The 24,118-nt window shown below is 36.2% G+C and carries 21 protein-coding genes; 12 read left to right on the top strand and 9 right to left on the bottom strand.

Going from position 1 to position 24,118, the window contains the following annotated elements:
* The 4 genes from pxpB (at position 1) to CHB66_RS11355 (ending at position 3,933) form a co-directional block, all read left to right on the top strand.
* The gene (gene pxpB / locus CHB66_RS11370) at positions 1-711 is read left to right on the top strand and encodes a 5-oxoprolinase subunit PxpB (RefSeq protein WP_089241016.1); all 711 of its coding nucleotides are present in this window, start codon (positions 1-3) and stop codon (positions 709-711) included.
* On the top strand, positions 671-1,585 hold the full coding sequence (locus CHB66_RS11365; RefSeq protein WP_245812719.1) for a 5-oxoprolinase subunit C family protein: 915 nt from the start codon (positions 671-673) through the stop codon (positions 1,583-1,585). The genes pxpB and CHB66_RS11365 overlap by 41 nt, the downstream gene beginning before the upstream one ends.
* Positions 1,569-2,252 carry a CPBP family glutamic-type intramembrane protease gene (locus tag CHB66_RS17305; protein ID WP_089241012.1) on the top strand — a complete coding sequence of 228 codons (684 nt, stop codon included), beginning with the start codon at positions 1,569-1,571 and terminating at the stop codon, positions 2,250-2,252. The genes CHB66_RS11365 and CHB66_RS17305 overlap by 17 nt, the downstream gene beginning before the upstream one ends.
* A gap of 169 nt (positions 2,253-2,421) precedes the next feature.
* Positions 2,422-3,933, top strand: coding sequence for a DUF4301 family protein (locus tag CHB66_RS11355; protein WP_089241010.1), 1,512 nt, complete (start codon positions 2,422-2,424; stop codon positions 3,931-3,933).
* 68 nt (positions 3,934-4,001) lie between these two features.
* On the opposite strand, the gene CHB66_RS11350 is transcribed toward CHB66_RS11355, so the two are convergent.
* The 6 genes from CHB66_RS11350 to CHB66_RS11325 all read right to left on the bottom strand — a co-directional run bounded on the left by CHB66_RS11350 (position 4,002) and on the right by CHB66_RS11325 (position 8,786).
* The gene (locus CHB66_RS11350; protein WP_089241008.1) at positions 4,002-5,147 is read right to left on the bottom strand and encodes a hypothetical protein; all 1,146 of its coding nucleotides are present in this window, start codon (positions 5,145-5,147) and stop codon (positions 4,002-4,004) included.
* 106 nt (positions 5,148-5,253) lie between these two features.
* On the bottom strand, positions 5,254-6,168 hold the full coding sequence (locus CHB66_RS11345; RefSeq protein ID WP_089241006.1) for a helix-turn-helix transcriptional regulator: 915 nt from the start codon (positions 6,166-6,168) through the stop codon (positions 5,254-5,256).
* 87 nt (positions 6,169-6,255) lie between these two features.
* On the bottom strand, positions 6,256-7,116 hold the full coding sequence (locus CHB66_RS11340; RefSeq protein ID WP_089241004.1) for a DUF5777 family beta-barrel protein: 861 nt from the start codon (positions 7,114-7,116) through the stop codon (positions 6,256-6,258).
* Between the two features lie 2 nt (positions 7,117-7,118).
* The gene (locus tag CHB66_RS11335; protein ID WP_089241002.1) at positions 7,119-7,667 is read right to left on the bottom strand and encodes a YceI family protein; all 549 of its coding nucleotides are present in this window, start codon (positions 7,665-7,667) and stop codon (positions 7,119-7,121) included.
* Positions 7,667-8,167 carry a QcrA and Rieske domain-containing protein gene (locus CHB66_RS11330; protein ID WP_089241000.1) on the bottom strand — a complete coding sequence of 167 codons (501 nt, stop codon included), beginning with the start codon at positions 8,165-8,167 and terminating at the stop codon, positions 7,667-7,669. The genes CHB66_RS11335 and CHB66_RS11330 overlap by 1 nt, the downstream gene beginning before the upstream one ends.
* A 94-nt stretch (positions 8,168-8,261) precedes the next feature.
* A complete protein-coding gene (locus CHB66_RS11325; RefSeq protein WP_089240998.1) occupies positions 8,262-8,786 on the bottom strand; it encodes a hypothetical protein in 525 nt (174 codons plus the stop codon).
* A gap of 69 nt (positions 8,787-8,855) precedes the next feature.
* Between CHB66_RS11325 and smc the strand changes: the two genes are divergently transcribed.
* The 6 genes from smc (at position 8,856) to CHB66_RS11295 (ending at position 17,709) form a co-directional block, all read left to right on the top strand.
* Positions 8,856-12,395: a chromosome segregation protein SMC gene (smc, locus tag CHB66_RS11320; protein WP_089240996.1), complete on the top strand. Its 3,540-nt coding sequence runs from the start codon at positions 8,856-8,858 to the stop codon at positions 12,393-12,395.
* A 155-nt stretch (positions 12,396-12,550) separates the two neighbouring features.
* Positions 12,551-13,960 (top strand): TlpA family protein disulfide reductase, encoded by a 1,410-nt coding sequence (locus CHB66_RS11315; protein ID WP_089240994.1) that lies wholly within the window; start codon positions 12,551-12,553, stop codon positions 13,958-13,960.
* Positions 13,961-14,316: 356 nt separating this feature from the next.
* Positions 14,317-14,973: a hypothetical protein gene (locus CHB66_RS11310; protein WP_089240992.1), complete on the top strand. Its 657-nt coding sequence runs from the start codon at positions 14,317-14,319 to the stop codon at positions 14,971-14,973.
* A 161-nt stretch (positions 14,974-15,134) separates the two neighbouring features.
* Positions 15,135-15,743 carry a hypothetical protein gene (locus CHB66_RS11305; RefSeq protein ID WP_141107394.1) on the top strand — a complete coding sequence of 203 codons (609 nt, stop codon included), beginning with the start codon at positions 15,135-15,137 and terminating at the stop codon, positions 15,741-15,743.
* Positions 15,744-15,805: 62 nt separating this feature from the next.
* Positions 15,806-16,711: a bile acid:sodium symporter family protein gene (locus CHB66_RS11300; RefSeq protein WP_089240988.1), complete on the top strand. Its 906-nt coding sequence runs from the start codon at positions 15,806-15,808 to the stop codon at positions 16,709-16,711.
* Positions 16,708-17,709, top strand: a complete 1,002-nt coding sequence (locus CHB66_RS11295) for a 1-acyl-sn-glycerol-3-phosphate acyltransferase (RefSeq protein ID WP_089240985.1) — start codon at positions 16,708-16,710, stop codon at positions 17,707-17,709. Before CHB66_RS11300 ends, CHB66_RS11295 begins: the two co-directional genes overlap by 4 nt.
* 80 nt (positions 17,710-17,789) lie before the next feature.
* Here CHB66_RS11295 and CHB66_RS11290 read toward each other — a convergent pair whose 3' ends face one another.
* Positions 17,790-18,815, bottom strand: coding sequence for a DUF481 domain-containing protein (locus CHB66_RS11290; protein ID WP_170932479.1), 1,026 nt, complete (start codon positions 18,813-18,815; stop codon positions 17,790-17,792).
* A gap of 157 nt (positions 18,816-18,972) precedes the next feature.
* Between CHB66_RS11290 and hppD the strand changes: the two genes are divergently transcribed.
* Together hppD and CHB66_RS11280 are read left to right on the top strand one after the other, a co-directional pair.
* Positions 18,973-20,067 carry a 4-hydroxyphenylpyruvate dioxygenase gene (gene hppD, locus CHB66_RS11285; protein WP_089240981.1) on the top strand — a complete coding sequence of 365 codons (1,095 nt, stop codon included), beginning with the start codon at positions 18,973-18,975 and terminating at the stop codon, positions 20,065-20,067.
* Positions 20,068-20,248: 181 nt separating this feature from the next.
* Positions 20,249-21,982, top strand: coding sequence for a phospho-sugar mutase (locus CHB66_RS11280; RefSeq protein WP_089240978.1), 1,734 nt, complete (start codon positions 20,249-20,251; stop codon positions 21,980-21,982).
* A gap of 114 nt (positions 21,983-22,096) precedes the next feature.
* On the opposite strand, the gene CHB66_RS11275 is transcribed toward CHB66_RS11280, so the two are convergent.
* A complete protein-coding gene (locus CHB66_RS11275; protein WP_089240976.1) occupies positions 22,097-23,029 on the bottom strand; it encodes a YihY/virulence factor BrkB family protein in 933 nt (310 codons plus the stop codon).
* Positions 23,030-23,107: 78 nt separating this feature from the next.
* Positions 23,108-24,064, bottom strand: a complete 957-nt coding sequence (locus CHB66_RS11270) for an aldo/keto reductase (RefSeq protein ID WP_089240974.1) — start codon at positions 24,062-24,064, stop codon at positions 23,108-23,110.
* Positions 24,065-24,118: the final 54 nt, after the last annotated feature.

Genomic DNA, 24,118 nt, shown 5'->3' with positions numbered 1-24,118 from the left:
ATGGAAAAAAAAATCATATTTATTCAGCCTGATCTAGTAGAAATTCAATGGCCTAATCAGATAAATGATTCGATTTTGGAAGAGCAACTCCTTTGGAAAGCTTATTTGCAAGCGAATTACCAAGCAAGTGTTTATGAAATCAGGTTAGGCTATCATGTACTATCAGTTTTATTTTCTAAGCCTATTGATAATATTGAATTTGAGTCAATTTTAAGCCGATTAAAAAAATTAAAAAAGGAAAATGTTGTAAATCAAGTTAAAACATGGTCTATTCCTGTATGTTATGAAATTGAATTTGCTAAGGACTTAGAGCTTTTTGCTAACATAAAAAATCTTTCCATTGAGAAAGTAATTCAACTCCATACGACTAGTTTTTACAGATTACATTTCTATGGTTTCCTTCCAGGATTCATGTACTTAGGTGGCTTAACTGAAGAACTTTATCAACCTCGAAAAAGCAGTCCAGATCCTTTAATAAAAGCTGGTTCTGTTGCGATTGGTGGACAACAAACTGGCATCTACCCTACTGATAGTCCTGGAGGATGGTATGTCATTGGAAAAACACCATTACGAATATTCGATATAAATCAAACTTGTCCAGTTGTACCCCAACAAGGAGATTTTATTCAGTTTTTTGACATTAGTAAAACTGAATACTTAAGAATCGAGAATGAAGTACAACTTGGAAACTATAATTGGTCACATGCTTAAGACTACTGCCTATATTCATTTTTTAAAACCTGGATTGATGACATCTGTACAAGATCAAGGTAGATTCGGCTATGCTGATTTTGGTGTCCCCTATGCGGGTGCGATGGATCAGCTTTCATACAATCAAGCCAATATGCTTTTGAACAATCAAGAAGATGCAGCAGTTTTGGAAATGGCAGTCTTGGGACCCATGATGATTTTTGAGCTGCCAACTAGAATAGTATTTTCTGGCGCTGAAGCGGATATTTTTGTCAATGATCAACTTCAACCAATCGGGAAATTGATTCAAATTAAAGCTGACGATCAAGTTAAAATTGGTCGATTTAGAAAAGGTCAATGGCTCTACATGGGCATTGAAGGGGGGATTCAATCTCCTGAATTTTTGGATAGTAAAAGCTGGTACCATGGTATCAGCGAATTTTCAAGGGTTCAGAAAGATTCAAGCATTTGTTATCTTTCCGAAGAACACTTTAGCAGGTCACATTATTCACATCCAAAATTATCAGCTGATTGGTATCAAAAAGAAGTTATTCCCGCTTATAAAGGGCCAGATTGGGAGCTTTTAACGATTGAACTACAAGAAAAATTAACCCAACAGAAATTTTCAATTAGCAATATTTCTAACAGAATGGGAATTCATCTCACAGAGTTACTTACCAATAAACTACCGAGTATTTTGACCGCTCCAGTATATCCTGGAACTGTCCAACTTACGCCTTCTGGAAAACTCATCGTTTTGATGCGAGATGCTCAAGTGACAGGAGGCTACCCAAGAATTCTTCAATTGACTGATCATAGCATCAATGTGATCGCTCAGAAAAAATTTGGGGAAAATTTAATTTTTAGTATAATTGAGAATGATAAAATTATTTAAAGAAGAAATTGACTTTTTGAGATCATTATTAGCAACAAAAAGAATTCGATATTTCAAGGGATCTATTTTTCAAAAAATCTTTTTGATTTTATTTGGCTATTTCTTTATTAACTTAATTCTAAATCTAATCATCATTTACCCACTTTCGGAATTATTTCCGGTCATAGAAGAAGCGTATCGTGATGAATTCAAGTTAGATTATGGGTATTTCTTTTTGATTGTTCTTCTCCTGCCATTATTAGAGGAGCTTATATTTAGACTTCCTTTGAAGCTTTCCAATTGGAGGATACATTTTCCCTTTTTGATAATTGTACTTAGCACATTTGCTTTTCATATGTACGTAGGATTTGCTTTTTTGACGATATGGGTAGTTTCTATGAATCTGCTGATCATTAAACGATACTATAACCGATTGATGAAATTTTGGATTAGAAAAAGAGTCGCTATTTTTTGGACTTCTTGCTTCTTATTTGGTGTAGTGCATACAACCAATTTTGATCCGTCCATTCTTCCATGGTATTTGTATTTTGTAGTTTTTTTTCCGCAGTTAATAGGCGGGGTTTTCATTGGAATTGTTAGGTTAAGGTTTGGTTTTTGGTATGGTGTCTTGTTGCATAGTTATTTCAATGCTGTAGTAACTTTATTATCAAAATATTTAGATAATTAACCATTTACAAAACATTCAATAAAGCTAAAGGGATAGATTAACCCCAGTTTGGATCATGGCGATAGCATTTACTGAACTTAAGACCACCTTCTAAATTCTTTATTATTTTATCTTTCATAATACCGAAATCAATTTTTATATTGAATCACCAAATTTTAAAACCTCAACCATGAACCAAGAGATAGAAAAACAGATTTTGGCCCAAGGCATGTCAATGGAAAGAGTAAAGGAGCAATTGATGCACTTTGAATCAGGCTTTCCTTTTTTACCTATTGTTTCACCAGCCACTATTGGAAAAGGTATCAAAGTATTGAGTGCTGAAGAGATAGCAGCTTTTCAGAAAATATATCCAGAAAAAGCAAAGGATCTTAAGGTAGTCAAGTTTGTACCTGCAAGTGGTGCAGCTTCTAGGATGTTCAAAGATTTATTCAGCTTTTTAGATGGGGATGGTGACCTCACTAAGAGTCCATTTACAGAGCGGTTTATCATCAACCTCTCCAAATTTGCTTTTTATGATGATTTGAATGCTGTTTTGGAAAGCAAAGGGACGAGCATAAAAAAAGCTATCAGTGCAAAAGATTATAAAGGAATTGTAAGCGCCTTGTTATCTGATGAAGGCTTGGGCTATGGTTCATTGCCTAAAGGTCTCCTGAAATTCCACAAATATGATGATCATAACAGAACGCCAACTTATGAGCATTTTGTAGAAGGATTGATGTATGGATTGGGTAAAAATAAGTCAGTGAGGTTGCACTTCACGGTCTCACCTGAGCATGAGACTAGGTTTAAGGAAGAAGTAGGAAGGATACAAGGCCCTTTGGAAAGAAAGCATAACGTACTTTTTGAAATCAGCTTTTCTAAGCAAAAACCTGCTACTGATACTATTGCAGTGAATATGGATAATACGCCATTTGTAGAACATGATGGCAGTATTTTATTCAGGCCAGCAGGCCATGGAGCACTATTAGAAAACTTGAATGAAATTGATGGAGATCTGATTTTTATCAAAAATATTGATAATGTAGTTCCAGATAAAATCAAGGGAGAAACTAAGGAGTATAAAGTGGCCTTGGGTGGTTTGCTTTTAGAGGTTCAAGAACAGATTTTCAAAGCATTAGAAGCTTTGGAAAACGACTTTGATGAAGCTACTATCAAAAAGGGCGAAAAAGCGTTGGAAAAGGCCCTGGGTTCTGAATTACCAAAAGCTTATAAAAAAATGTCTGCGAAGGAAAAGGGGCAAGTTTTATTTCAAAGTCTTAACAAACCAATCAGAGTATGTGGCATGGTCAAGAATACCGGAGAACCAGGTGGTGGTCCGTTTTGGGTCAAGGAAGACGATGGAACGCTTTCGCTTCAAATCGCAGAAACTGCACAGATAGATATGAACAATCCCAAAGTAAGGTTGCTTGTACAGCAGTCAACTCATTTTAATCCTGTGGACTTGGTCTGTGGGACTAAAGATTACAAAGGCAAGGCTTTTGATTTACTTTCTTTCAGAGATATGCGTACAGGGTTTATCACTGAGAAGTCAAAAAGCGGTAGAATGCTCAAAGCGCTTGAATTACCTGGTCTTTGGAATGGTGCTATGGCAGGTTGGAACACCATATTTGTAGAAGTTCCCTTGATCACCTTCAATCCTGTCAAGACTGTCAATGATTTGCTAAGGGAAGAGCATCAGTAAAACACTATGGAGGGAATTGAAAGGTCAATAGAATTTCAATCTTGTAAATGGGGCTTTGGCCCCATTTACTATTTCAGTATATTGAGTTTATAAAAAGTCACAAAGTCTTCTTCTACTCCAAAGTAATCTTGATTTTTTAGGGCTAGGATATCACCATCATTATTGACAACTGAGGACCATATTAACCCTTTGGGAAGAGGTATGTCATTTTTTATGAGTTGATGATCCTGATTAAAGACAGCTGCATACCTAGGGATGTTATAGATGAAATCCATCCATTCGGTATGATTATCAGGGCTATAGTTTTTTGAAATTTCTTCATCTACTCCTTTGGTATAGATGACAATGATATCATTTTCTCTTCTGTATAACTGTTCTATTTTCCCAAAGATAATATGTCCTTTTTGCGAATACCATTCTGCATAGTCCTTCATGGGCACTCCAGGCATTGGAATAGCATTTTCCAATTGGAGATCTACGGCCTTGACAAACTCTACTTCTCCATCTTGCTCTTTGTAGACAAAGTACTTCATTTCGGCAAGAAGAAAGAGCATCCATTCTTTGCCATTTCTAATCACGTTTGGAAAAGAGTGATTATAAAAATTACCATCTTCATAAATTGAATTCTTCGGGAATGGCATCGTATTTCGAACTTGATTTGTTTTGGGATTATATACCTCTAAAATGGGGCTGCTATATGCACTTCCAAAAAGTAAGGACATATCTCTTATTGTCTGAACATCTCTTTCTGGTCTTGGATAAATATATGATTCCTCAAATTCCTTTGCTGAAAAATTCAATCCATATACAAAAAAGAAATCCTTAGGAATTTCAATTCTTCTTAAGACTTCTCCATTATTTCCAATTTGGGTGATTCCACTTTGATCTTCCAAGATTGTGAACTCTCCTTGCATATACCCTACTCCATGTGCATACTTAATTGTATTGGGTCCATCATTTTGTAGTATGAACTGATTATGAATCTTTCCATTATCATCGAAAAATACATACTCTTCATTATTGTTCCACCTACCTAAATATAACCCACTGCCTGCATCAAAATCATAAGGAAAGAGATTCCCCATATATGCTACTTGAATAAAATCCACGATGGCTACGCTTAGGTCGGTATCATTTTGCAAGCCTTTTTGCTCAGAGTTACAGCTTGCCAGCAAAATCAGAGCTAGTAATACAATAATTAATGGATGTTTCATACTTGAAAAGTACGGTGAAATGCCAAGACCAAAAACTTAAAAGTTCTTAAAACTGAAATAGAAGAAAGGGAATAAGTCTAGCTTATAATACCTTGAATCTTCCACCTTACCAAAAATTCGCCTTCTTCATTTGTTGTTCCAAATATTCCTTCAGCTCCTCTCCTTCCAAGACTTTGATTTCACCCGGTAAGCCCAGAATGAATCTTGCAATGCCTGGAAGTTGAGGAATTTGACCTTCGAAAAAGTACTTTTTATGGTTCTTGGTGGATGTATATGGCTTGGCATCTGGATACTCCTCGATCATCAATTGATAGGCTTTTCTTGTCATTTGAAGCTGAATGTGAAAGTTGTTCTTCCCTGAAAAACCAAATAATCCTTGTTCTAAAGGTTGATGCATTGACTCGAATTCAAAAGAGTTGGAAGTGAGCATTATAGCTGCTATCCTTTCTATTTTGAACACCTTCATGATCCCACTTTCTACTTCATAAGCGTGAATTGAATCAAAGTTCTTGTTGAAATTGACAGGCTCTATTAAGCGATCAGAAACAGTTTCGCTACTCGGCGCATAGTAATCTTTCAGAATCACTTGAGTTTTTGATTTGATAGCATTTGACAATTGATCCACAAAAAGACCCAAATTGGCATTGAAAAGTTGATTTACCCCTTGACGGAAATCCGAGCGCAAAGTAATCTTTTGAAGGATACTGTCCTTCATCAAGTTTTTTTTAGGCTGCTTTTTCAGCAAACTACCTACAAACTCGATTTCTTCTTCAGAAAATGTTCCATAATTATATTCAAGAGGTGCTTCTACCCTATCAATGATTTTGAATTTGGAGTGCTCTTTGACTACTTGAAACCCTAGGGCTTCCAATAATTTAAAGTACCGATAGATGGTTCTGGTATCTGTGCCGAGAGTTTCAGCAAGTTTGTGTACTGGCCTACCAATATTTGATCTCAATAAGGTAATTAATTTAAAAACCCTGAGAATTTTTTGCTGCTCAATGTTAGATGCTTTTGCCATATCTGTGTGAATTGAACCACAAGATAGGACAGTATATAGAGACGCTCAAATTAATGACACTAATTGACTGAAATCTATTTTGGAGATCTATCTTCTCCTTCCAGTGGCAAAAACACGGTTGACATTAAAACCTACTCTAAACTCTTCACCAGGAACGCCATTGCCTCCAGCTAAGAGGTATTGCTCGTTCAAAGCTTGTGAGGTTACAAAATACATTTGGAAAACATGCCCGCCCGCCTCTACATCTATACCAATACCTAAGTTGCTTCTCAACTCACTATTTAGGTTAGGTATATATTGCAAAGTAAGGGAAGATTTTCCTGTGATTTTGTATTTTGTACTAAGCCCTAGAGCTAAGTATAGATTTTGGTCACCCTCAATAAAATACACTTCTCTTGGATCTACAAAATAGGCCATCATAGGTGAGAGCTGTAGACTCAACTTATCAGAGAATTTTCTTGCTATCATCAATTGGGCTGCATAGCTAGTTCTTTCCTGAAAACTAGGACTTCCTTCAGGTAAAAAACTATATTCTGAACTATTGATACCTGCTCCAGCCATCAATGATAGCGAAAATGGCATTTTATCATCGTTGGTTTGTTTCAATAAATGATATCTTCCATAGAGATTATAAAACTTGTCTCTACTAGACCTTGCAGCACCAAGAGAGAAGTTTTCATTCAAAGCATATTCAAAACTAAATTGAATATTAGCTCCATTGTCTAAGCCATAAAGATTCCTGATACCTCCATCTAATGTTCCAAAGGTATGCATGATGGCAAAATGAAGTGTATTTTTATCCAGAGGCTCTACCGTGAGCAAATTGATATGTCTTGGAGCATGGAAAATCAAATCTACTTCTTGGTTTTCTGTGGCCAGTTTTCTCTCTAATTGTGCCATTGCAGGACTACACAGAAAAAAGATGAAAAGTATCAATTTGGTCTTCATGTTTATTTTTTTAGAGTTGTATTGATTGTTACTTCTTGTTCTTCAGCTAGTTCGTAAAATACCACCTTAGGAACTTCTATTTTGTAATCTGATAATTTCACTGTGAATTTGGCCTCAAGTTTCAATTCATTATCTGAAATTGCAGTAAGTTTTCCTGGAACTTCAATTGATCTTTCCACCCCATGAATTTTGAATTTTCCTTTAGCCGTTACAGTTTTGCTTTGTCCTTTTTCAAGTTTTACAGATTCCTTGATCTCACCCACAAATTCGGCAAATGGATATTTCTTAGTCTCGAGGTAATTTTCCCGCATGTGACGGTCTCTCAGACCGATACCTGTTTTTAAAGTATTGAGATCAATAAAAAAATCAAAAGTGTTCTTTTCTAGATCAATCAAACCATTCAACTTATCAGATACACCTGTAAATTCATTCAAAGGAGCTTTCGACAGGAACTCCACATTGCCACCTTCTGTCTTATACACCTGAGCAAAAGCATCCTTTGAAAATGTCAAAATCAAAGAAATTATGAATATTTGAATCAAACCTTTCATTAGCTTCTATTGATAGTCAATATATCTCCTGACCTGCTATTGGAAAAAGCTTGGAGAGGGCTGCTAGCAGGACCATTCACTACTGCACCTGTAGTTGTAAAACGTGATCCATGACATGAACAAACAAATTCATTATTTGTAAGTGACCAATTTCTATCGCAACCAGAATGGGTACATATAGAAGTTAGTGAGCTAAAATTGCCTCCAGTATTGACAACTAGCATTCTAGCGGAGGTAATAAGTATCCACCCTCCAGTGTTATTAAGAGCTGTCACCTCAGCTAAATCTATAACAACAGTGTTAGAATTTACAGTTATTCCAGAACTATTTCCTGTCGGAGGTGTATTATTTCCTGTTGGTGTTGTATCATCATCACTGGCGCAAGAAGTAAAAAAGCCAACTCCAAACATGGACATGACTGCAAAAGCTCCTGATTTTTTTAGGAAATCTCTTCTTTGATTTGATAGAGTTCCTGATTTGATTGTCTCTAATTTTTTCATATTCCCATTTACGCTAAAGTATTAAAGATCGGATTAATGAATCTTTAACTTTATTTAAATGTGGAATGTTTTGTATAAAAGGTTAAACAAAAAATTAAAAATGTTTTCTATTCAAAATTTCACTCAAAATGATGGCATCTTTTACATTGCCCTTACTTTGAAGAAGTTTACGATATCTGTTATTTGATTGCTGTTTTCTTGTTGTTGCTCTCTCTTCTCTAGGAATAAGCCCCTCAATATTGGCAGTCAAACTTACTTGCTCATCAAGGGTTTTTAATTTTTGTGAATTGCTATCAGATACTGCTCCCGAATACTTGTCAAAGGCGTGACTATGTTTATTCTCTTCTCTAACTTCCACCGAAGCAGGTTGAGTAACTTTTCTTTTAATAGGCTTTTCAACTTCTCCTTGACCAGTATTTTTGAAATCTTCCTCTCTTTCTCGCTGACCAGATCTAATTTCTCTTAGTAATTCTTCAAAAGAAGGCACTTTTTCTCTTTGATCTGCTGGAATATCTGGCTCATTACTATTTGGTTGTGCATTTTTGTTGCCCTTTTTTACTGCCGTATAGATGAAGTAAATAATTACAGCTACGATATATATGATATTTCCTGCGTCCACGATTTTTCTTTTTGATGATTCTAATATAGTTATAAATTTGTTTCTTGTTCAAATTTTAAAAAAGGAAGCATGCTGCTGAGTAAGCTGGAGATAAAAGGTTTCAAGAGTTTTGGTGACAGAATGGTGATTCATTTTGACAAAGGGATCACTGGAGTAGTTGGTCCAAATGGCTGTGGTAAATCCAATGTGGTAGATGCCATCAGGTGGGTATTGGGAGAGCAAAAATCCCGAATGCTTCGCTCTGATAAGATGGAGAACGTGATTTTCAATGGAACCAAAAACCGTAAACCAACCAATTTAGCAGAAGTTTCTTTAACTTTTGAAAACACGAAAAATCTACTTCCAACGGAATATACCCATGTCACCATTACCAGAAGGTACTATCGAAGCGGTGAGAGCGAGTACTTGCTCAATGGTGTAGTTTGTCGTCTAAAGGATATCACCAACCTCTTCATGGACACCGGGATCAATTCCAATAGCTATGCGATCATTGAATTGAAAATGATTGAAGAGCTACTTAATGATAAAAACAACTCAAGAAGGGATCTGTTTGAGGAAGCAGCAGGGATATCAAAGTTCAAGGCTAGAAAAAAAGAGACATTGCGTAAACTTGAGGATACAGATGCTGATTTGGATCGAGTAGAAGATGTACTTTTTGAGATTGAGAAGAATCTAAAAAGTTTGGAAAAGCAAGCAAAGCAGACGGCCAAATACTTTGAGATCAAACAAGAATATAAAGAAGCAAGTATTAACCTCGCCAAAAAGTCCGTAGCTAAGCATAGTGAGTCTTTGATAGAGCTAAATAAAAAGCTTGAAACTGAGTCTGACAATAAAATCATGCTCAGTACCCGAATTACTGAAAAGGAATCCCTTTTAGAGCAAGTAAAAGCTGATTTGATTCAAAAAGAAAAACTTCTCGCTAGCCGTCAGAAAACACTCAACGAGCATGTTAATAAAATAAGGCAATTTGAGTCTGATAAGAAAATTAAGAATGAAAGGCTGAGATTCTTAGAAGATCGTGCTCAAAAATTGAGAGAGCAAATCGATACTGACCGAAAGTCTAATGATAGAGCGGGTTTCAGCATTAGGTCTCTTGAACAGGAGATGGAATCTGCCAATAAATTGCTTGCAGAGAAAGAACTAACAGTAGAGCAACTTCGTGAAGCCTACGAAAATCAAAAGACTTCGCATGGAGAAATACAAGAAAGACAAAAGGATCTTAACCGAGAATTTTCCACTCGTAAGGATCTGGTCTATCAACTCTCAAAAGATCAAGAAATCAAGCAAATCCAGCTCTCTACACTCAAGCAAGAACTAGAGAAAACAGCTTCGGATGATTATTCGCAAGAATCAAATTTGGCGGACTTTGAAGCTAAACTGTTGGTTCTGAGAGAACAGCTAGAAGAGAAACAGAGTGAATTGACTAAGCTGAAAACAAAAGAGGAAGAGCAGAATCAAAAAATAGAAGAACACAATAGGGTCATAGAAATGATCCGAGAGGAAGTCACTCAAAATTCCCGTAAACTAGATGCCAAACAGAATGAATTCAACCTAACCAAGTCATTGGTTGAAAATCTAGAAGGTTTTCCGGAGGCAATTAAATTCCTAAAGAAAAATTCTAATTGGGGCAAGGACACTCCTCTCCTTTCTGATATTTTGACTACGGACGAAAAGTATCGAGTGGCGATAGAAAACTACTTGGAAGGCTACATGAATTACTATGTAGTGGATACACAGGAACAAGCCATCACCGCAGTGAACTTACTCAGTGATGCCGCACGTGGTAAGGCTAATTTCTTCGTGTTAGAACACTTTGATAAATTTCAATCTTCTCAGACGAAGCTTTTTGCAAATGCGATTGCGGCTACAGAAATCATAGAATACGATGAAAAATATGCCAAATTAATCGCTTTTATTTTGGATGATGTGTATTTGGTCAAAGGAGAGTATCAAGATTTTCCTGCGGATAGTTCGGCTATCTTTATTTCTGAAAGTGGAAAGTTTACTAAACGAAAGTTTAGTATCTCAGGTGGTTCAGTTGGCTTATTTGAAGGGAAAAGAATAGGAAGGGCCAAGAATCTTGAAAAGCTAGAAAAAGAGATCAAAGAACTCAATAAAAAAGTCAGTCTCACTAGGTCTAATTTAGATAAGAAGCTTAGCGACCTATTGAAGCTTAAGGAAGTCAGTTATAAGAAGGTCATTGAGGTTCTTCAAGCTGAAATTTCTGAAATCAATCAAGAATATGTTTCCGTTCGCACCAAAAAAGAGCAGCTCAGTGAGATGCTTTCTTCAAATGCCAACAAGCGGGAGGATATTTTGGAAAGAGTTGAGGAATTAGAAAATAGCTTGGCGGATATTTTACCTCGCTTGGAAGATGAAAAAGCTAAATTCGAATATCTTGAAAATGAATTAGAGGACCTGAATGCTCAGCTGCAAATCGAATCTGAGAGTTTGAGTCAAAAATCGAGTGCTTTCAATCAAGAAAACATATTATATCACCAACAGCTAAATAGAGTTAGTAGTCTAGACCAAGAGATAGAATTCAAAAGAAGTGCTTTTGAAAGTAGCAAAGAAAGGATAGAAAAGTCACAGCTTGAACAAGGTTCAATAGACCAAGAAATCAAAGCACTTCTTGACAATAATGAAGTCAAGGATGATGAATTGATAGAGTTATATACAGAAAAAGAAGCCATAGAAAAAGGCGTCAATGAAGCTGAGAAGGATTACTATGCTTCTCGGGCAGAAATTGATACCACAGATAAGCAAATCAGGGAAATTCAAAAAAGTAAAGAGAATATAGATGCGGCTATTCAAGAGCTAAATAATGCGCTTAATGAATTGAAATTGAAGCTCAACTCCATGAAAGAAAGGCTCAGCGTGGAGTTTGAGATTGACCTGGATACCCTAATGGAAGAAAATCCAGTAATAGACGAGACCTATGAAGCCATGGAAGATACTGAGATCAGGCAAATCGTTCAGCGTTGCAAAGATAGGTTGGAGAAAATCGGACCGATCAATCCAATGGCCATGGAAGCTTATGATGAGATCAAAGAGCGTCATACCTTCATCACGACACAAAAAGAGGATTTGATCAAAGCCAAAAATTCGCTTGTAGAAACCATCAAAGAGATTGATGAAGTGGCCAAAGAAACCTTCTTGGATGCATTTGGAAAAATTAAAGAGAACTTTGTGAAAGTCTTTAGATCACTATTTACTGAAGAAGATGATTGTGATCTCAAATTGGTAGATCCAGATAATCCGTTGGAAAGCGCCATAGAGATTATGGCCAAGCCAAAAGGTAAAAGACCACTGACCATCAATCAGCTTTCGGGAGGAGAGAAGACCTTGACAGCTACTTCCCTACTCTTTTCGATTTACTTATTGAAGCCTGCACCGTTCTGTATCTTTGATGAAGTCGATGCGCCCCTAGATGATGCCAATATAGATAAGTTCAATAATATCATTCAGACTTTTTCCAAGGAGTCACAGTTTATCATCGTGACGCATAACAAACGTACCATGGCAAGTACAGATATCATCTATGGGATCACCATGATTGAAGCAGGTGTTTCAAGGGTAGTTCCAGTGGATTTGAGGGAGTTGGCTTAATAGATTTGTGCTAAGTTTAGGATTGAGTTCCTATTTATCAAGTTCGGTTAGTAACCGGACTTTTTTTATGATTTGTTAAAATCAAATATTAATTATGATTTTTGATATTTACTGACTAATTTTTACGCTTATTAACCATTTCTAAAATCCTAACTATGAAACATTCATCCATTTTAATGGCTGTACTGGCTTTTTTGATTTTGAGCTGTGGACAGCAAGAAAAATTTGATCCGAAGATCATTATCGCAGGAAAAGTAGCGAATGCGGATTCAAAAGAACTTAATATTTACCTTCAGCAGGAGATTGCTGCTACTACCATCGCTGACGACGGAAGTTTCCAAGTGTCATTTGATGCAGAGGAATCAGAGAATTATTATGTAAGGATGGGTCGCGAGGGATTCAATTTATTTCTAAGCCCAGGTGATAGCATTTTTGTTGAAGTTGATAAAGAATCATTCAATGATAGCTTCAAATTAGTCGGTGACCATGCTGCAGAAAATACTTACCTATTTGACAAGAATCAGTATTATCAAGAAAGTGGTATTGGTAATATGATGGAATTGATGGGAATGGAAAAGGATGCTTATTTTGCAAAAAAAGACGAGTTTTTTGCAACACTTAAATCGAAATTTGAGTCAGTTAAATCTCAAGAAAAATTAGATCCAGACTTTATTAAACTTGAAGAGGCTTACTTTGAATATCAGCCCTTACTTTTTGATACGCAATACCCAATGTATCATGCTTATGTGAATAAAATTTCTCAAGATTCAATAGATTTTCCAAAAGAGGAGGTAAAAGCAAAGATTGCATCAATGGATCTCGGAAGAGCTGATTTGTTAAAATCTGGTCCATATAAGGGCCTTATTGATAGAAGATTGAGTGATGAGATTAGCGAAATCATGAAGCAGGACACCACGCTTAGAGGGAGTTCTGATGGTTATGAAAAAGCCAGATTTATGGCGATGGATAAATTGATAGAAAACCCTGAAGTTAAAGATCAATTCCTTTTTGACTTTATCAAGTCTAACTTAGAGTATCGGGGACCTGTGCATGTGAAGTCTTCGCTTGAAAAGTTTATGACTGAAAATCAAAGTCCAAAACTTGAAGCCAAGCTAGAAGAAATTAAACAAAAATGGGAACCAATCATGCCTGGTCAGGATGTCCCAGATTTTAATTTTGTCAATATAGAAGGAGATCCTGTCAAATTGAGTGATTTGAGAGGTAACTTGGTCTACGTGGATATCTGGGCTACTTGGTGTGGACCATGTATTGCCGAGCATCCGCATTGGGATAAGATGAAAGAGGAATATAAAGATAAGCCTATTTCTTTCTTGACGGTTTCTATTGATGACAGTAAGGAACCATGGGAAAAAATGGTCAAAGCTAAAAATATGGACGGTTTGCAGTGGTTTACTGAAAATGCTTGGAAATCAGAAATTGCCCAACACTTCATGGTCAATGCTATTCCTAGATTTTTGCTACTTGACAAAGAAGGGAAAGTGATAGATCCATCTGCTGATAGGCCTTCAGGAAAAATCAGAGAGACTGTAGACAAGTATTTATAGTAAATGAATACACTGAGCTTGGCTATAAACAAAAGAAAAGCCTAGATTAGCTTATAACCGATCCGCCGCAGCGGACAAGTTATTAATTTGATATTAGATGCTTATAGATATTGAAAATAATCGAACAATCAACCATCGATTAAGGCTACTGGCAAAGAAGCATTTAATCAAATTATAGTATTAGGTATTTAAGATTCTGAGGATAACTGAAAGGACATACAACTTTAAAACCTAGATTTTGGAAAAAGAGGAAAATTTTAAAATTTTCCTCTTTTTTTTTTATGCAAATAATTCCAAGGTATTTTTTATTAAAAAATTAGTATTAAATTTTCAGTCATAATCTTAAACTCAATTCTATGAAGAAAATTTTATTGCTTGTTTTAATGCTTACTGCTTGCTTTGAAGGATTTAGCCAAGAGGTAATCAAATTTAAAAAGGGGTATGTTGGTATAAGTCTTGGTCCGTCAATTTATGTTGGAAGTGATTATACAAGAGGTGAAAATTTAGCTAGTATTAATCCCGAAGGTGGTCCAATAACCTATAGAGAAGCTTTGCCGATCACAGCTGGTACAATTGGACTTAATCTCAACTTAATAGATGCTGGTTATGAAATTTGGAGGGGCTTTGGTATAAATTTAAGATGGCAGGGAGGTGCTATTATTAAAGCTAATAATAATGAAAATATGATGATTAGCTATGGTGGGATAATGGCTGGACCTATGTATTCATACAAGATTAATGAAGAGTTTACAATTGATCTTCGAACTAGATTTGGAAGAATGTATCATGGGGCCTTCTACGAAAATGAATATTGGAATGGGACTAATGTTTCTAGCTCAAAAAGAGAATTTGAATATTTTAACTTTGCTATGGACACAGGGTTGACACTAAGATATCATTTTGCCCAAAAGTGGTCATGGGTAAATAACCTAGAATATCAGTATTTCTATTCTGGAACCAGACATAACTTTGATAGAATCAATCTTTCAACGGGAATCGCTTTTAGATTTTAAAGACACTTTATTTGTCCTTTGAGTCCTCAAATTAGAGTGTACAAATTCATTTTTATTAGAAAGGAAGATGTCAAAATCTTCCTTTTTTTGCATGGTATTATATAAGTTTTAATTATCATTGAGGCCAATTCTAAATCACCCATAAAACCTACAAAAATAACATGAAGAAAATCGCGCTTTTAATACTGATGATTGCAGTTTATGCGAATGGATTTGCTCAAGAAGGTATCAAAAAAGGATACTTTGGAATTAGCCTAGGTCCTTCGATTCATACAGGTGGAAATATAAGGTTTGTAAATGCCAATCCCGGAATCATACCTGGGTCGAATGATCCAGAAGTAGGACCAGGTTCAGTTGGTTTCAACTTTAGCTTTGTAGATGCGGGCTATACTTTTGATCGTAACTGGGGGATAGCAGCTAAACTTCAAGGTGGTTTTTTTACCAATAAAGCTGATAGAAAAGTATTGAAATCTAATTATGGTGCTATTTTACTCGGCCCGATGTATTCCTATGAAATCCATGATGATTTGATCATTGATTTTAAAGCTAAGGGAGTTCGGTTTTTCAACGTTTTGGATTATACAGATGAGTTTGCAAATGGAACTCGAGTAAGTGAGTTTGATTTCGGAATTGAGTTAGGAGCCACCGCAAGGTATCACCTCTCTCCTACTTCTTCTTGGTTCAACAGTATAGATTTTCAAAATCAATTCAGAGGATCTGGTAATATCAGTAGAATCAATATAGCAACGGGGATAACCTTCAGGTTTTAAATGATGCACCTTGGTCATATTCTACATTAATTATATCTTGTTGCTCCAACCCAATTCTAATTATGCTTGAAGTATTGGATCAAAGCACCTTGAATTTTGACCAAGGATCTTTGTTCATTCTTAATATCTCCTTGGCTATTATCATGTTTGGTGTAGCCTTGGATTTGAAAGTAGCTGATTTCAAAGCTATACTGACCAATCCAAGGTCATTTCTTGCTGGTATTCTGAGCCAATTTATTTTTCTTCCTTTTCTGACTTGGGTTTTTGTTTTGTTCGTCAATCCTCCTCCATCAGTTGCATTGGGAATGTTCCTTGTAGCAGCATGTCCTGGTGGAAATGTCTCTAATTTTCTCAGTCATCTTGCAAAGGGTAATGCAGCTTTATCCGTTAGTTTGACAGGGTTTTCTACTTTGTTTTCAATCTTTCTTACGCCATTCAATTTTGCTTTATGGGCAGGATTTTATGCTCCATCAGCAAAAATTTTGAGAGAAATCAGTTTGAGTTATTTTGATGTTTTTCAGACAGTTGCCTTAATTTTAGGAATTCCGTTGATTGTTGGGATTTTGATCAACAGCCGTTTCCCCTCTTGGAGTCAAAAAGCTACAAAAATTCTTAAGCCCTTAAGTATTTTAATTTTTGCAGCTTTCGTAGCCATCGCATTTATTGGTAATTACAAACTATTCGTTCAATTCATTGGATTGATTTTTCTTTGGGTTTTAGGACATAATTTATTGGGTTTAGCCTCTGGATACAGTTTGTCCAAAATTTTTGGTTTAGATCTACCTGATACCAAAACATTGACCATAGAGACAGGGATTCAAAACTCTGGTTTAGGATTGGTTTTGATTTTTACCTATTTTGATGGTTTGGGTGGTATGGCTATTATTGCTGCTTGGTGGGGAATTTGGCACATCATCTCAGGCATGTCTATCGCCCTCTATTGGAAAAATATTCCCAGTATCAAATGAAGAATTTCTTTAATTATTGCTTAAGGCTGATCGTCAAGCTAGCGCTCAATCTCTATTATGGAAAAATCATCGTAGAGGGGAAGCAATTTATTCCAAAAGACAAGGCTGTGCTTATAGTCTGCAATCATCAAAATGCCTTGATAGATCCTATCCTTATTGCTACCAATACGAACTTAAAGCCACATTTTCTTACTCGAGCATCAGTTTTTAGGCAATCTTTTATAGCTAAGCTATTGAATTATATTCGGATGATTCCTATCTATCGTGTTCGTGATGGAGTCAAAAATATGGAGAAGAATCAGGAAACATTTGATAAAAGTGTTGATGTACTTCTGAATAAGGGAGCCATGCTAATTTTTGGAGAAGGGAGTCATTGTACATTAAGGAATTTAAGGCCATTGAAAAAAGGTTTTGCTAGAATTGCTTATCAAGCCCTAGAGAAGAATCCTGAACTTGACTTGGTAATTCTTCCAGTGGCGATCAATTTCGGCAACCACATGCATTCTGGTAGCCGAGTTAGAATCACATTTGGTGAAACCTTAAATCCAAAAATTTATTTTTCCAATTTTGATGCTTTGATAAAAGCAACTTATACTGCTTTGGATCAACTGGTCGTGACGATTCCAGAAGCTAATTATGATGCTGATTTAGCTGATTTGATAGCACATGATATTGACTTGACTTCCAAAGTGAAAGTGGAGCAATTTCTATCTGACAGATCTACATTTGAGAGGAAAAATAAGAGTCCTTATTTGAGGAATAAAGTGATGAAATTGTTTCATTTTCCATTATACTGGGTATGGCTTATAATGGAACCCAAGATCCAAGATCCAGCATTCAAAGCGACATTTAAATTTGTTATTGGCCTAGTGGGCGTACCAATCTGGTATTTAATCTTATATCTCGGGCTGTCAGCTGTTGGCCATCAAGATTGGGCGATTTCCTTTCTATTTTTAGCAGTCATTTTCTTACTAGGCAATAGAAATGGTCAAAAATGACATTTCTATCTTTCTGAAAAGTCTTATGTCTTTTCAAATTTGGAGGATGTTGTCTGCTTAAGTCTCAAAAATAGTTTAAGCTACTTTGAAAAAGACCAGCCAAAGGTTGTTTGAAACACATAATCTAAACTACTAGCGCCCCCCACAGGTTGTCTATCATAATTGATGGTTGTACCTGTTTTCAAATAAAAATCTAGAGGCAGATCATATTTGATATCGAATCGATAATCTACTCTTATTCTATTTCTTTCAGTCAGGCTTGGGTAAGCAAAAATGGTGGAGTTTAAACTGACTTTTTTGATGTCAAAAATATTTAACTCAGTTCCAATCCAAGTCTCAACGCTTCTTTTCCTAGAAATTTCACTATCAAAATTTTCAAGGTTATAAGAGATTCCTCCTAATGCAGTCCATTGCATTCGATTGGAGTTCAACAGGTAATTTCCTATTCCAATTTTATTGTTTAATCGGATATCAATTAATTGTTCGGTATTGTATAAATAATCAATTCTCGCAATTCCCAACCAATCCTTGTTTAAAGAGTATAGAGATGTTAAGTACCCATCTCCCCGTCTGATCGTCTCAGCACCTTCTTGTGAAGCATATAGTTTATTATAAGATGCATCAAAAGACCATTTTTTAGAGGTGTATCCAAATCTACTCCTCAGTGTAAATTGTCTCTGATTTCTACTTCTTGTCAAAGAGAATCCCATATCAAGTGCAGCATTGAAGCGTGATAAAAAACTGCTTTCCAGTGGTTTTATAGCCACGATATCTTCAATGGCGTATTGATATTCGACATCCTTTGCTACAAGGAGTTTTATTTGACCTTTTTCAAGCGTTTTGACTTTTCCATAATCTTTGAATCCTGCCTTGGTAGTCAGTAAAAAAGACTTTTCAGAATACAACTCTGTTACCTGTAGCCATTTGATTTTAAAATTCTCCTTGCTGAAGGGAGTCTTCATTGTCAAAACACCCTTCTCCAATGATTTTATTTCACCGACCAAGTAGTTATTATTTTGAAAAACCACCGAATCTAAAGCATTTTGCGCAAAGATAGCAGGACTTAGCAGTAGAAAAACAATGAATAAGTATAGAGATAATTTCATTTGCAAAGAGTTCGAAGTCATGGCAAGAAAGAGACAAGATATTAATTATTTTCCAATTGAAAATTGATCTTTTTTATACATTTATCTGCTTCCGTCCTTTGGCTAAGTATATTTTTTTATCTTTGTGAGAGTAGTATAAACCCAAATTCACAGCAAAATGGAACATGATTTTCTCCCTTTATTAGGGACAGATTACGTAGAACTGTACGTAGGCAATGCCAAACAATCAGCACTTTATTACCAATATGCGTTCGGGTACGAACTTATCTCTTATGCAGGACCAGAAACAGGCATTAAGGATAGGGCATCCTATGTATTGAAGCAAGATAAAATTAGATTGGTTCTGACTACCCCATTACAAGAAAACCATCCAATAGCAGACCATATTAAAAAACATGGAGACGGTGTAAAAGTTTTGGCACTTTGGGTAGATGATGCCAAGAAATCTTGGGAGGAAACCACCGCTAGAGGGGCCATTTCTTATGAAGAACCAAAAACAATAAAAGATGACAATGGCGAAGTTGTCCTAGCTTCGATCAGAACTTATGGAGAAACTATCCATACTTTTGTGGAAAGGAAAAATTACAAGGGTATATTCCTCCCAGGATACAAACCTAGGACTTCACAATACAAACCAACCCCTATTGGATTGAGATATATAGATCACTGTGTAGGAAATGTAGGTTGGGGAGAAATGAACAAATGGGTAGATTTCTATGAAAAAGTCATGGGCTTCAATCTTTTGATTACTTTCGACGACAAAGATATTTCTACTGAGTATTCTGCCTTGATGTCTAAGGTAGTTTCCAATGGTAATGGATTTATCAAATTCCCAATCAACGAACCTGCAGAAGGCAAGAAAAAATCTCAAATTGAAGAATATTTAGATTTCTATAACGGAGCAGGTGTACAGCACATGGCAATCGCTACAGATGACATTGTTCACACTGTTTCGGAATTGAGAAAAAGGGGTGTAGAATTCCTGGAAGTTCCTTCTACCTACTATGATGATTTGCTAGATAGGGTTGGAAAGATCGATGAAGACCTTCAACCACTCAAAGATCTCAACATCCTAGTAGATAGAGATGATGAAGGCTATCTGTTGCAGATCTTCACCAAGCCAGTGCAAGATAGACCTACACTATTTTATGAAATCATCCAAAGAAAAGGTGCCAAATCATTTGGAAAAGGGAATTTCAAAGCGCTTTTTGAAGCCATCGAAAGAGAACAAGAATTAAGGGGGAACCTTTAAAAATATTTTGAAACTAGAATCAAAACTCATCATACCTAGTATGGTGAGTTTTTTTTATTTCTACAGACATTGGAATAGAAATAATGATTCTTTGTGCAAATGCCATCATCAATTTTTGAGGAAACCTTTCACTTTGAAAAGAGAATTTATAACTTGAATATTCATTCAAACTTTTTACAAAATGACCAATGTAGATCCAATGATTATAGCTAAGGCAGAAGCTTGGCTGAAGAGTAACATCGATGAAAAAAGTAAAGCAGAAATTCAATCACTTCTCGATTCAACTGACAAGTCAGAATTGATTGATTCTTTCTACCGTGACCTAGAGTTTGGTACAGGCGGCTTAAGAGGAATCATGGGTGTAGGTTCCAATAGGATGAATGTTTACACAGTAGCCATGGCCACTCAAGGTTTAGCTAATTACCTTTTGAAATGCTTCCCCAATGAAAGCATCTCGGTAGCGATCACCCATGATTGTAGAATCAACAATACGCTATTTGCAGATACTACGGCTAATGTTTTCACCGCTAATGGGATCAAAGTGAAATACTTTAAAGAGATGCGCCCTACTCCCATGCTATCTTTTGCTATCAGATATTTTGGATGTAAAAGCGGTGTAATGGTAACAGCTTCTCACAACCCCAAAGAATACAATGGCTACAAGGCATATTGGGAAGATGGTGGTCAGGTAGTCGCGCCACATGATATCAATATCATCACAGAAGTACAAAAAATCACTTCAGTAGATGACGTCAATTGGAATAAAAATGACAGCTTGATCGAATATATTGAAGAGGATTTTGACTTGATCTATCTCAATGAAGTCAAGAAACTCAGTCTATCTCCGAACGCTATTATGCTTCAGAGAAACATGCCTATTGTTTTCTCTCCTATCCATGGAGCCTCAGGTAAGATGGTGCCAGCTGCACTGAAAGTCTTTGGTTTTGAGAATATTCATGTTGTCAAAGAACAAGCAAAGCCTGATGGTACTTTTCCAACAGTCATCTATCCTAATCCAGAAGAAGCTGAAGCCCTGACCATGGCGCTGGCATTGGGAAAGAAAGTAAATGCGGAATTGGTGCTAGCTTGTGATCCTGATGGAGATCGATATGCCGCTTGTGTTCCTGATGAAAATGGCAACTTTGAGTTACTGAATGGAAATCAAACAGGATCTTTGATCACCTACTACCTACTCAGCAAATGGCGAGAGCATGGCAAACTCACTGGTAAGGAATTTATGGTGAACACCATCGTGACCACAGAATTGATAGATGAAATCTGTAAATCTTTTGGAGTGACTTGCTATTCGGTTTTGACAGGATTCAAAAATATCGCAGAGGTAATCCTTGCTCAAGAAGGTAAGCAAACTTATATAGGAGGTGGTGAAGAGAGTTATGGCTATCTAGTGGGTGATTTTGTCAGGGATAAAGATGGCGTATCTGCTTGCTCAATAGTAGCAGAAATCATCGCATATTATAAGTGTAAAGGTCAGACTGTTCAAGATGTCTTAGCTGAGATTTATATGCAGCATGATTTCTACAAGGAACACTTGATCTCAGTCACCAAGAAAGGTAAAGATGGTGCTGAGCAAATTCAAAACCTGATGGCAGGATACCGTGCTAACCGACCTAAAGAAATCAATGGGATTCAGGTGACCAAAGTCGTAGACGTAAAAGAAAGTAAGGTCTATGATATGGTCAATGGGATGGAGCAAACTTTACATTTGGCTAAGTCTAATGTGATGCAGTTTTATCTAGCTGATGGAAGTAAGATTTCTGCCCGACCTTCGGGTACTGAGCCTAAGATCAAATACTACTTCTCTGTCCATGAAAAACTTCCAAATAGAGCAGCATATCGTGCGGTTGAGGCTTCCTTGGATCATAAGATTGAAGGCCTGAAGAGCTTTTTTGGATAATTTGACAATTAATAAAGCCAACATCAATTCATGATGTTGGCTTTATTTTGTTTGATAATATCAAGGTTCGAATAGTTTTAAAAAACTAGCAAGGGCTTTTATTTCTTTTTAACCTTATTTTTCCTCCTTTTCAGACTTTATTTCCTCTATTTCCCGTAATTCCACTTTTACTGCTTGCGCTAGGGGAATAACTCCTTTCCCTACTTTTTCAGCGATGTAATAGGTGATCTGACCTCCGAAAAGAAATATGACAACAGAATAATATACCCAGATCAAAAGGATGACTAGTGAACCAGCAGTTCCATAAGCAGAACCTAGGTCTGAGTTTCCCAAATAGAGTCCAATCAAGTATTTTCCTAATACAAATAAAAGCATTGTCAGAAATGCTCCGAGCCATGTATCTCTCCATCTCACTTTCGCATCTGGAAGGATCTTAAACATCAAAGCAAAAACAACCATTAATATAGCCTGACCGATAACCAAATGTCCTATAGATGCTAGTAAGAAAGCCATGGATTCGAAGAAGTCAGAAAACCAATTAAATATGACTACTAATAACGCATCCATGATCAAGGAAACCAATAAGATAAATCCAATCGAAGCCACCATTGAAAAACTCAATAATCTGTTGATCACAAACTTTAAAAAACCTCTTTCAGGTTTCGCTTTGATATGCCAGATATGATTGATGCCATTTTGCAAACTTACAAATACAGTGGTCGCACTAAAAGCCAAAATAGCAATAGCAAAAACATTAGAGAAGACACCATCTGCTTGTATTGTGAAGTTAGCCATGATGTCAGCCAAAGTCTGAGCGCTCTCCTCACCCGCCAATTGCCTTACTTGTACAATTATTTCTTCTTTGACTTCTGACTCTTGATAAAATGTAGTACCTATATTGAGAATAATGATCAATAAGGCAGGCATACTGAAAATTGTGTAAAAAGCAGTACTTGCTGCGAAACTCATTGAATCGCTGCTTGCAAAGTCTTTGACACTGTCTATAATAATTTGAAAAAATGTAAATTTTTTAATTCTTTTGATCATCTTAAAATAAATTTATCTATCAACTAAAGCAAGAACAAAAAAGACCAAGAATTAATTTCCTTGGTCTTTTTTGAACTTTTATTCTATTTCCCACAAATCACTCAGTTGATAAGGACTTTTGGGACCTGTAAAAAAGCTCCCATCAATAAACCTATATTGAGTATTAATTTTGAGTAATAAGTCCAAATCTTCAGGATTCAATTTGATATCAGCAGCTTCAAAGTTCTGTTTTATTCTTTCTTTATTGACGGATTTAGGAATAACAGCAATATTTCTATGAATAGAGTAAGCGATCAAGACCTGAGCAGGGCTAATTTCATATTTATCGACTAATTCTTTGACAAGAGAATCTTCAAAAAGATTGGGTTCATTGGGTTTTTTGATTGAAGTTGATCGATCACCTGACCCTAATGGGGAATATGCAGTCAAGAGCATGCCTTTACTTTTGCAATAATTGACCAGTTTGTCTTGTCTAAGATAAGGATGCATTTCTATCTGATTCATTTCTGGACCCTGTCCTCCTACTGCAAATAGTTCTTCCAGTTTTCCAATATTAAAATTAGAAACCCCAATATGACGTACTAGCCCTTCTGATTGAATTTGTTGCATACCTTGCCAAGTTTGTGCAAGTGGTACATCGGAATAAGTGTAGAATTGTTCCCTACTTTCTGCAAAACCTACACCCTTTTTAAAACTCACAGGCCAATGTATCAAATAGAGATCTAAGTAATCCAATTTTAAATCCATTAAGGTCTTGCTTAAGCCCTTTCTGACATCTTCTAATCTATGGCAATCATTCCATAGTTTGGAAGTGACAAACAAGTCTTCTCTTTTTACTATTCTATCTGTAAAGGCTCTTGCCAATGCATCTCCAACTTCTTTTTCATTGTTGTATATAGCAGCACAATCTATATGTCTATAGCCAGCTTCAATCGCCCACAAGACAGCTTGATAGACTTCTCCAGGTTTGGATTTCCAAGTACCCAAGCCTAAAATTGGTAATTGATCGCCATTATTAAATGTTAACGTTCTCATAAAAGTACTTCAGATTAATTCTTAGATAAAGATACGAATTCAGAATGGCCACAG

This window comes from Belliella buryatensis, from assembly GCF_900188245.1.
In the GTDB taxonomy this organism is placed as follows: Bacteria; Bacteroidota; Bacteroidia; order Cytophagales; family Cyclobacteriaceae; genus Belliella; species Belliella buryatensis.
The sequence above is the reverse complement of the archived record's forward strand: the minus strand, read 5'-3'. Positions and strand labels throughout refer to the sequence as shown.

Bases quoted from the DNA above. Each gene is read 5' to 3' on its own strand.
- CHB66_RS11355 (WP_089241010.1), top strand. From the start codon at position 2,422: ATGAACCAAGAGATAGAAAAACAGATTTTGGCCCAAGGCATGTCAATG.
- CHB66_RS11315 (WP_089240994.1), top strand. From the start codon at position 12,551: ATGAAACATTCATCCATTTTAATGGCTGTACTGGCTTTTTTGATTTTG.
- hppD (WP_089240981.1), top strand. From the start codon at position 18,973: ATGGAACATGATTTTCTCCCTTTATTAGGGACAGATTACGTAGAACTG.
- smc (WP_089240996.1), top strand. From the start codon at position 8,856: ATGCTGCTGAGTAAGCTGGAGATAAAAGGTTTCAAGAGTTTTGGTGAC.
- CHB66_RS11310 (WP_089240992.1), top strand. From the start codon at position 14,317: ATGAAGAAAATTTTATTGCTTGTTTTAATGCTTACTGCTTGCTTTGAA.
- CHB66_RS11270 (WP_089240974.1), bottom strand. From the start codon at position 24,064: ATGAGAACGTTAACATTTAATAATGGCGATCAATTACCAATTTTAGGC.
- CHB66_RS11350 (WP_089241008.1), bottom strand. From the start codon at position 5,147: ATGAAACATCCATTAATTATTGTATTACTAGCTCTGATTTTGCTGGCA.
- CHB66_RS11295 (WP_089240985.1), top strand. From the start codon at position 16,708: ATGAAGAATTTCTTTAATTATTGCTTAAGGCTGATCGTCAAGCTAGCG.
- CHB66_RS11305 (WP_141107394.1), top strand. From the start codon at position 15,135: ATGAAGAAAATCGCGCTTTTAATACTGATGATTGCAGTTTATGCGAAT.
- CHB66_RS11340 (WP_089241004.1), bottom strand. From the start codon at position 7,116: ATGAAGACCAAATTGATACTTTTCATCTTTTTTCTGTGTAGTCCTGCA.
- CHB66_RS11335 (WP_089241002.1), bottom strand. From the start codon at position 7,667: ATGAAAGGTTTGATTCAAATATTCATAATTTCTTTGATTTTGACATTT.
- CHB66_RS11275 (WP_089240976.1), bottom strand. From the start codon at position 23,029: ATGATCAAAAGAATTAAAAAATTTACATTTTTTCAAATTATTATAGAC.
- CHB66_RS11345 (WP_089241006.1), bottom strand. From the start codon at position 6,168: ATGGCAAAAGCATCTAACATTGAGCAGCAAAAAATTCTCAGGGTTTTT.
- CHB66_RS17305 (WP_089241012.1), top strand. From the start codon at position 1,569: ATGATAAAATTATTTAAAGAAGAAATTGACTTTTTGAGATCATTATTA.
- CHB66_RS11290 (WP_170932479.1), bottom strand. From the start codon at position 18,815: ATGAAATTATCTCTATACTTATTCATTGTTTTTCTACTGCTAAGTCCT.
- CHB66_RS11330 (WP_089241000.1), bottom strand. From the start codon at position 8,167: ATGAAAAAATTAGAGACAATCAAATCAGGAACTCTATCAAATCAAAGA.
- pxpB (WP_089241016.1), top strand. From the start codon at position 1: ATGGAAAAAAAAATCATATTTATTCAGCCTGATCTAGTAGAAATTCAA.
- CHB66_RS11300 (WP_089240988.1), top strand. From the start codon at position 15,806: ATGCTTGAAGTATTGGATCAAAGCACCTTGAATTTTGACCAAGGATCT.
- CHB66_RS11365 (WP_245812719.1), top strand. From the start codon at position 671: ATGAAGTACAACTTGGAAACTATAATTGGTCACATGCTTAAGACTACT.
- CHB66_RS11280 (WP_089240978.1), top strand. From the start codon at position 20,249: ATGACCAATGTAGATCCAATGATTATAGCTAAGGCAGAAGCTTGGCTG.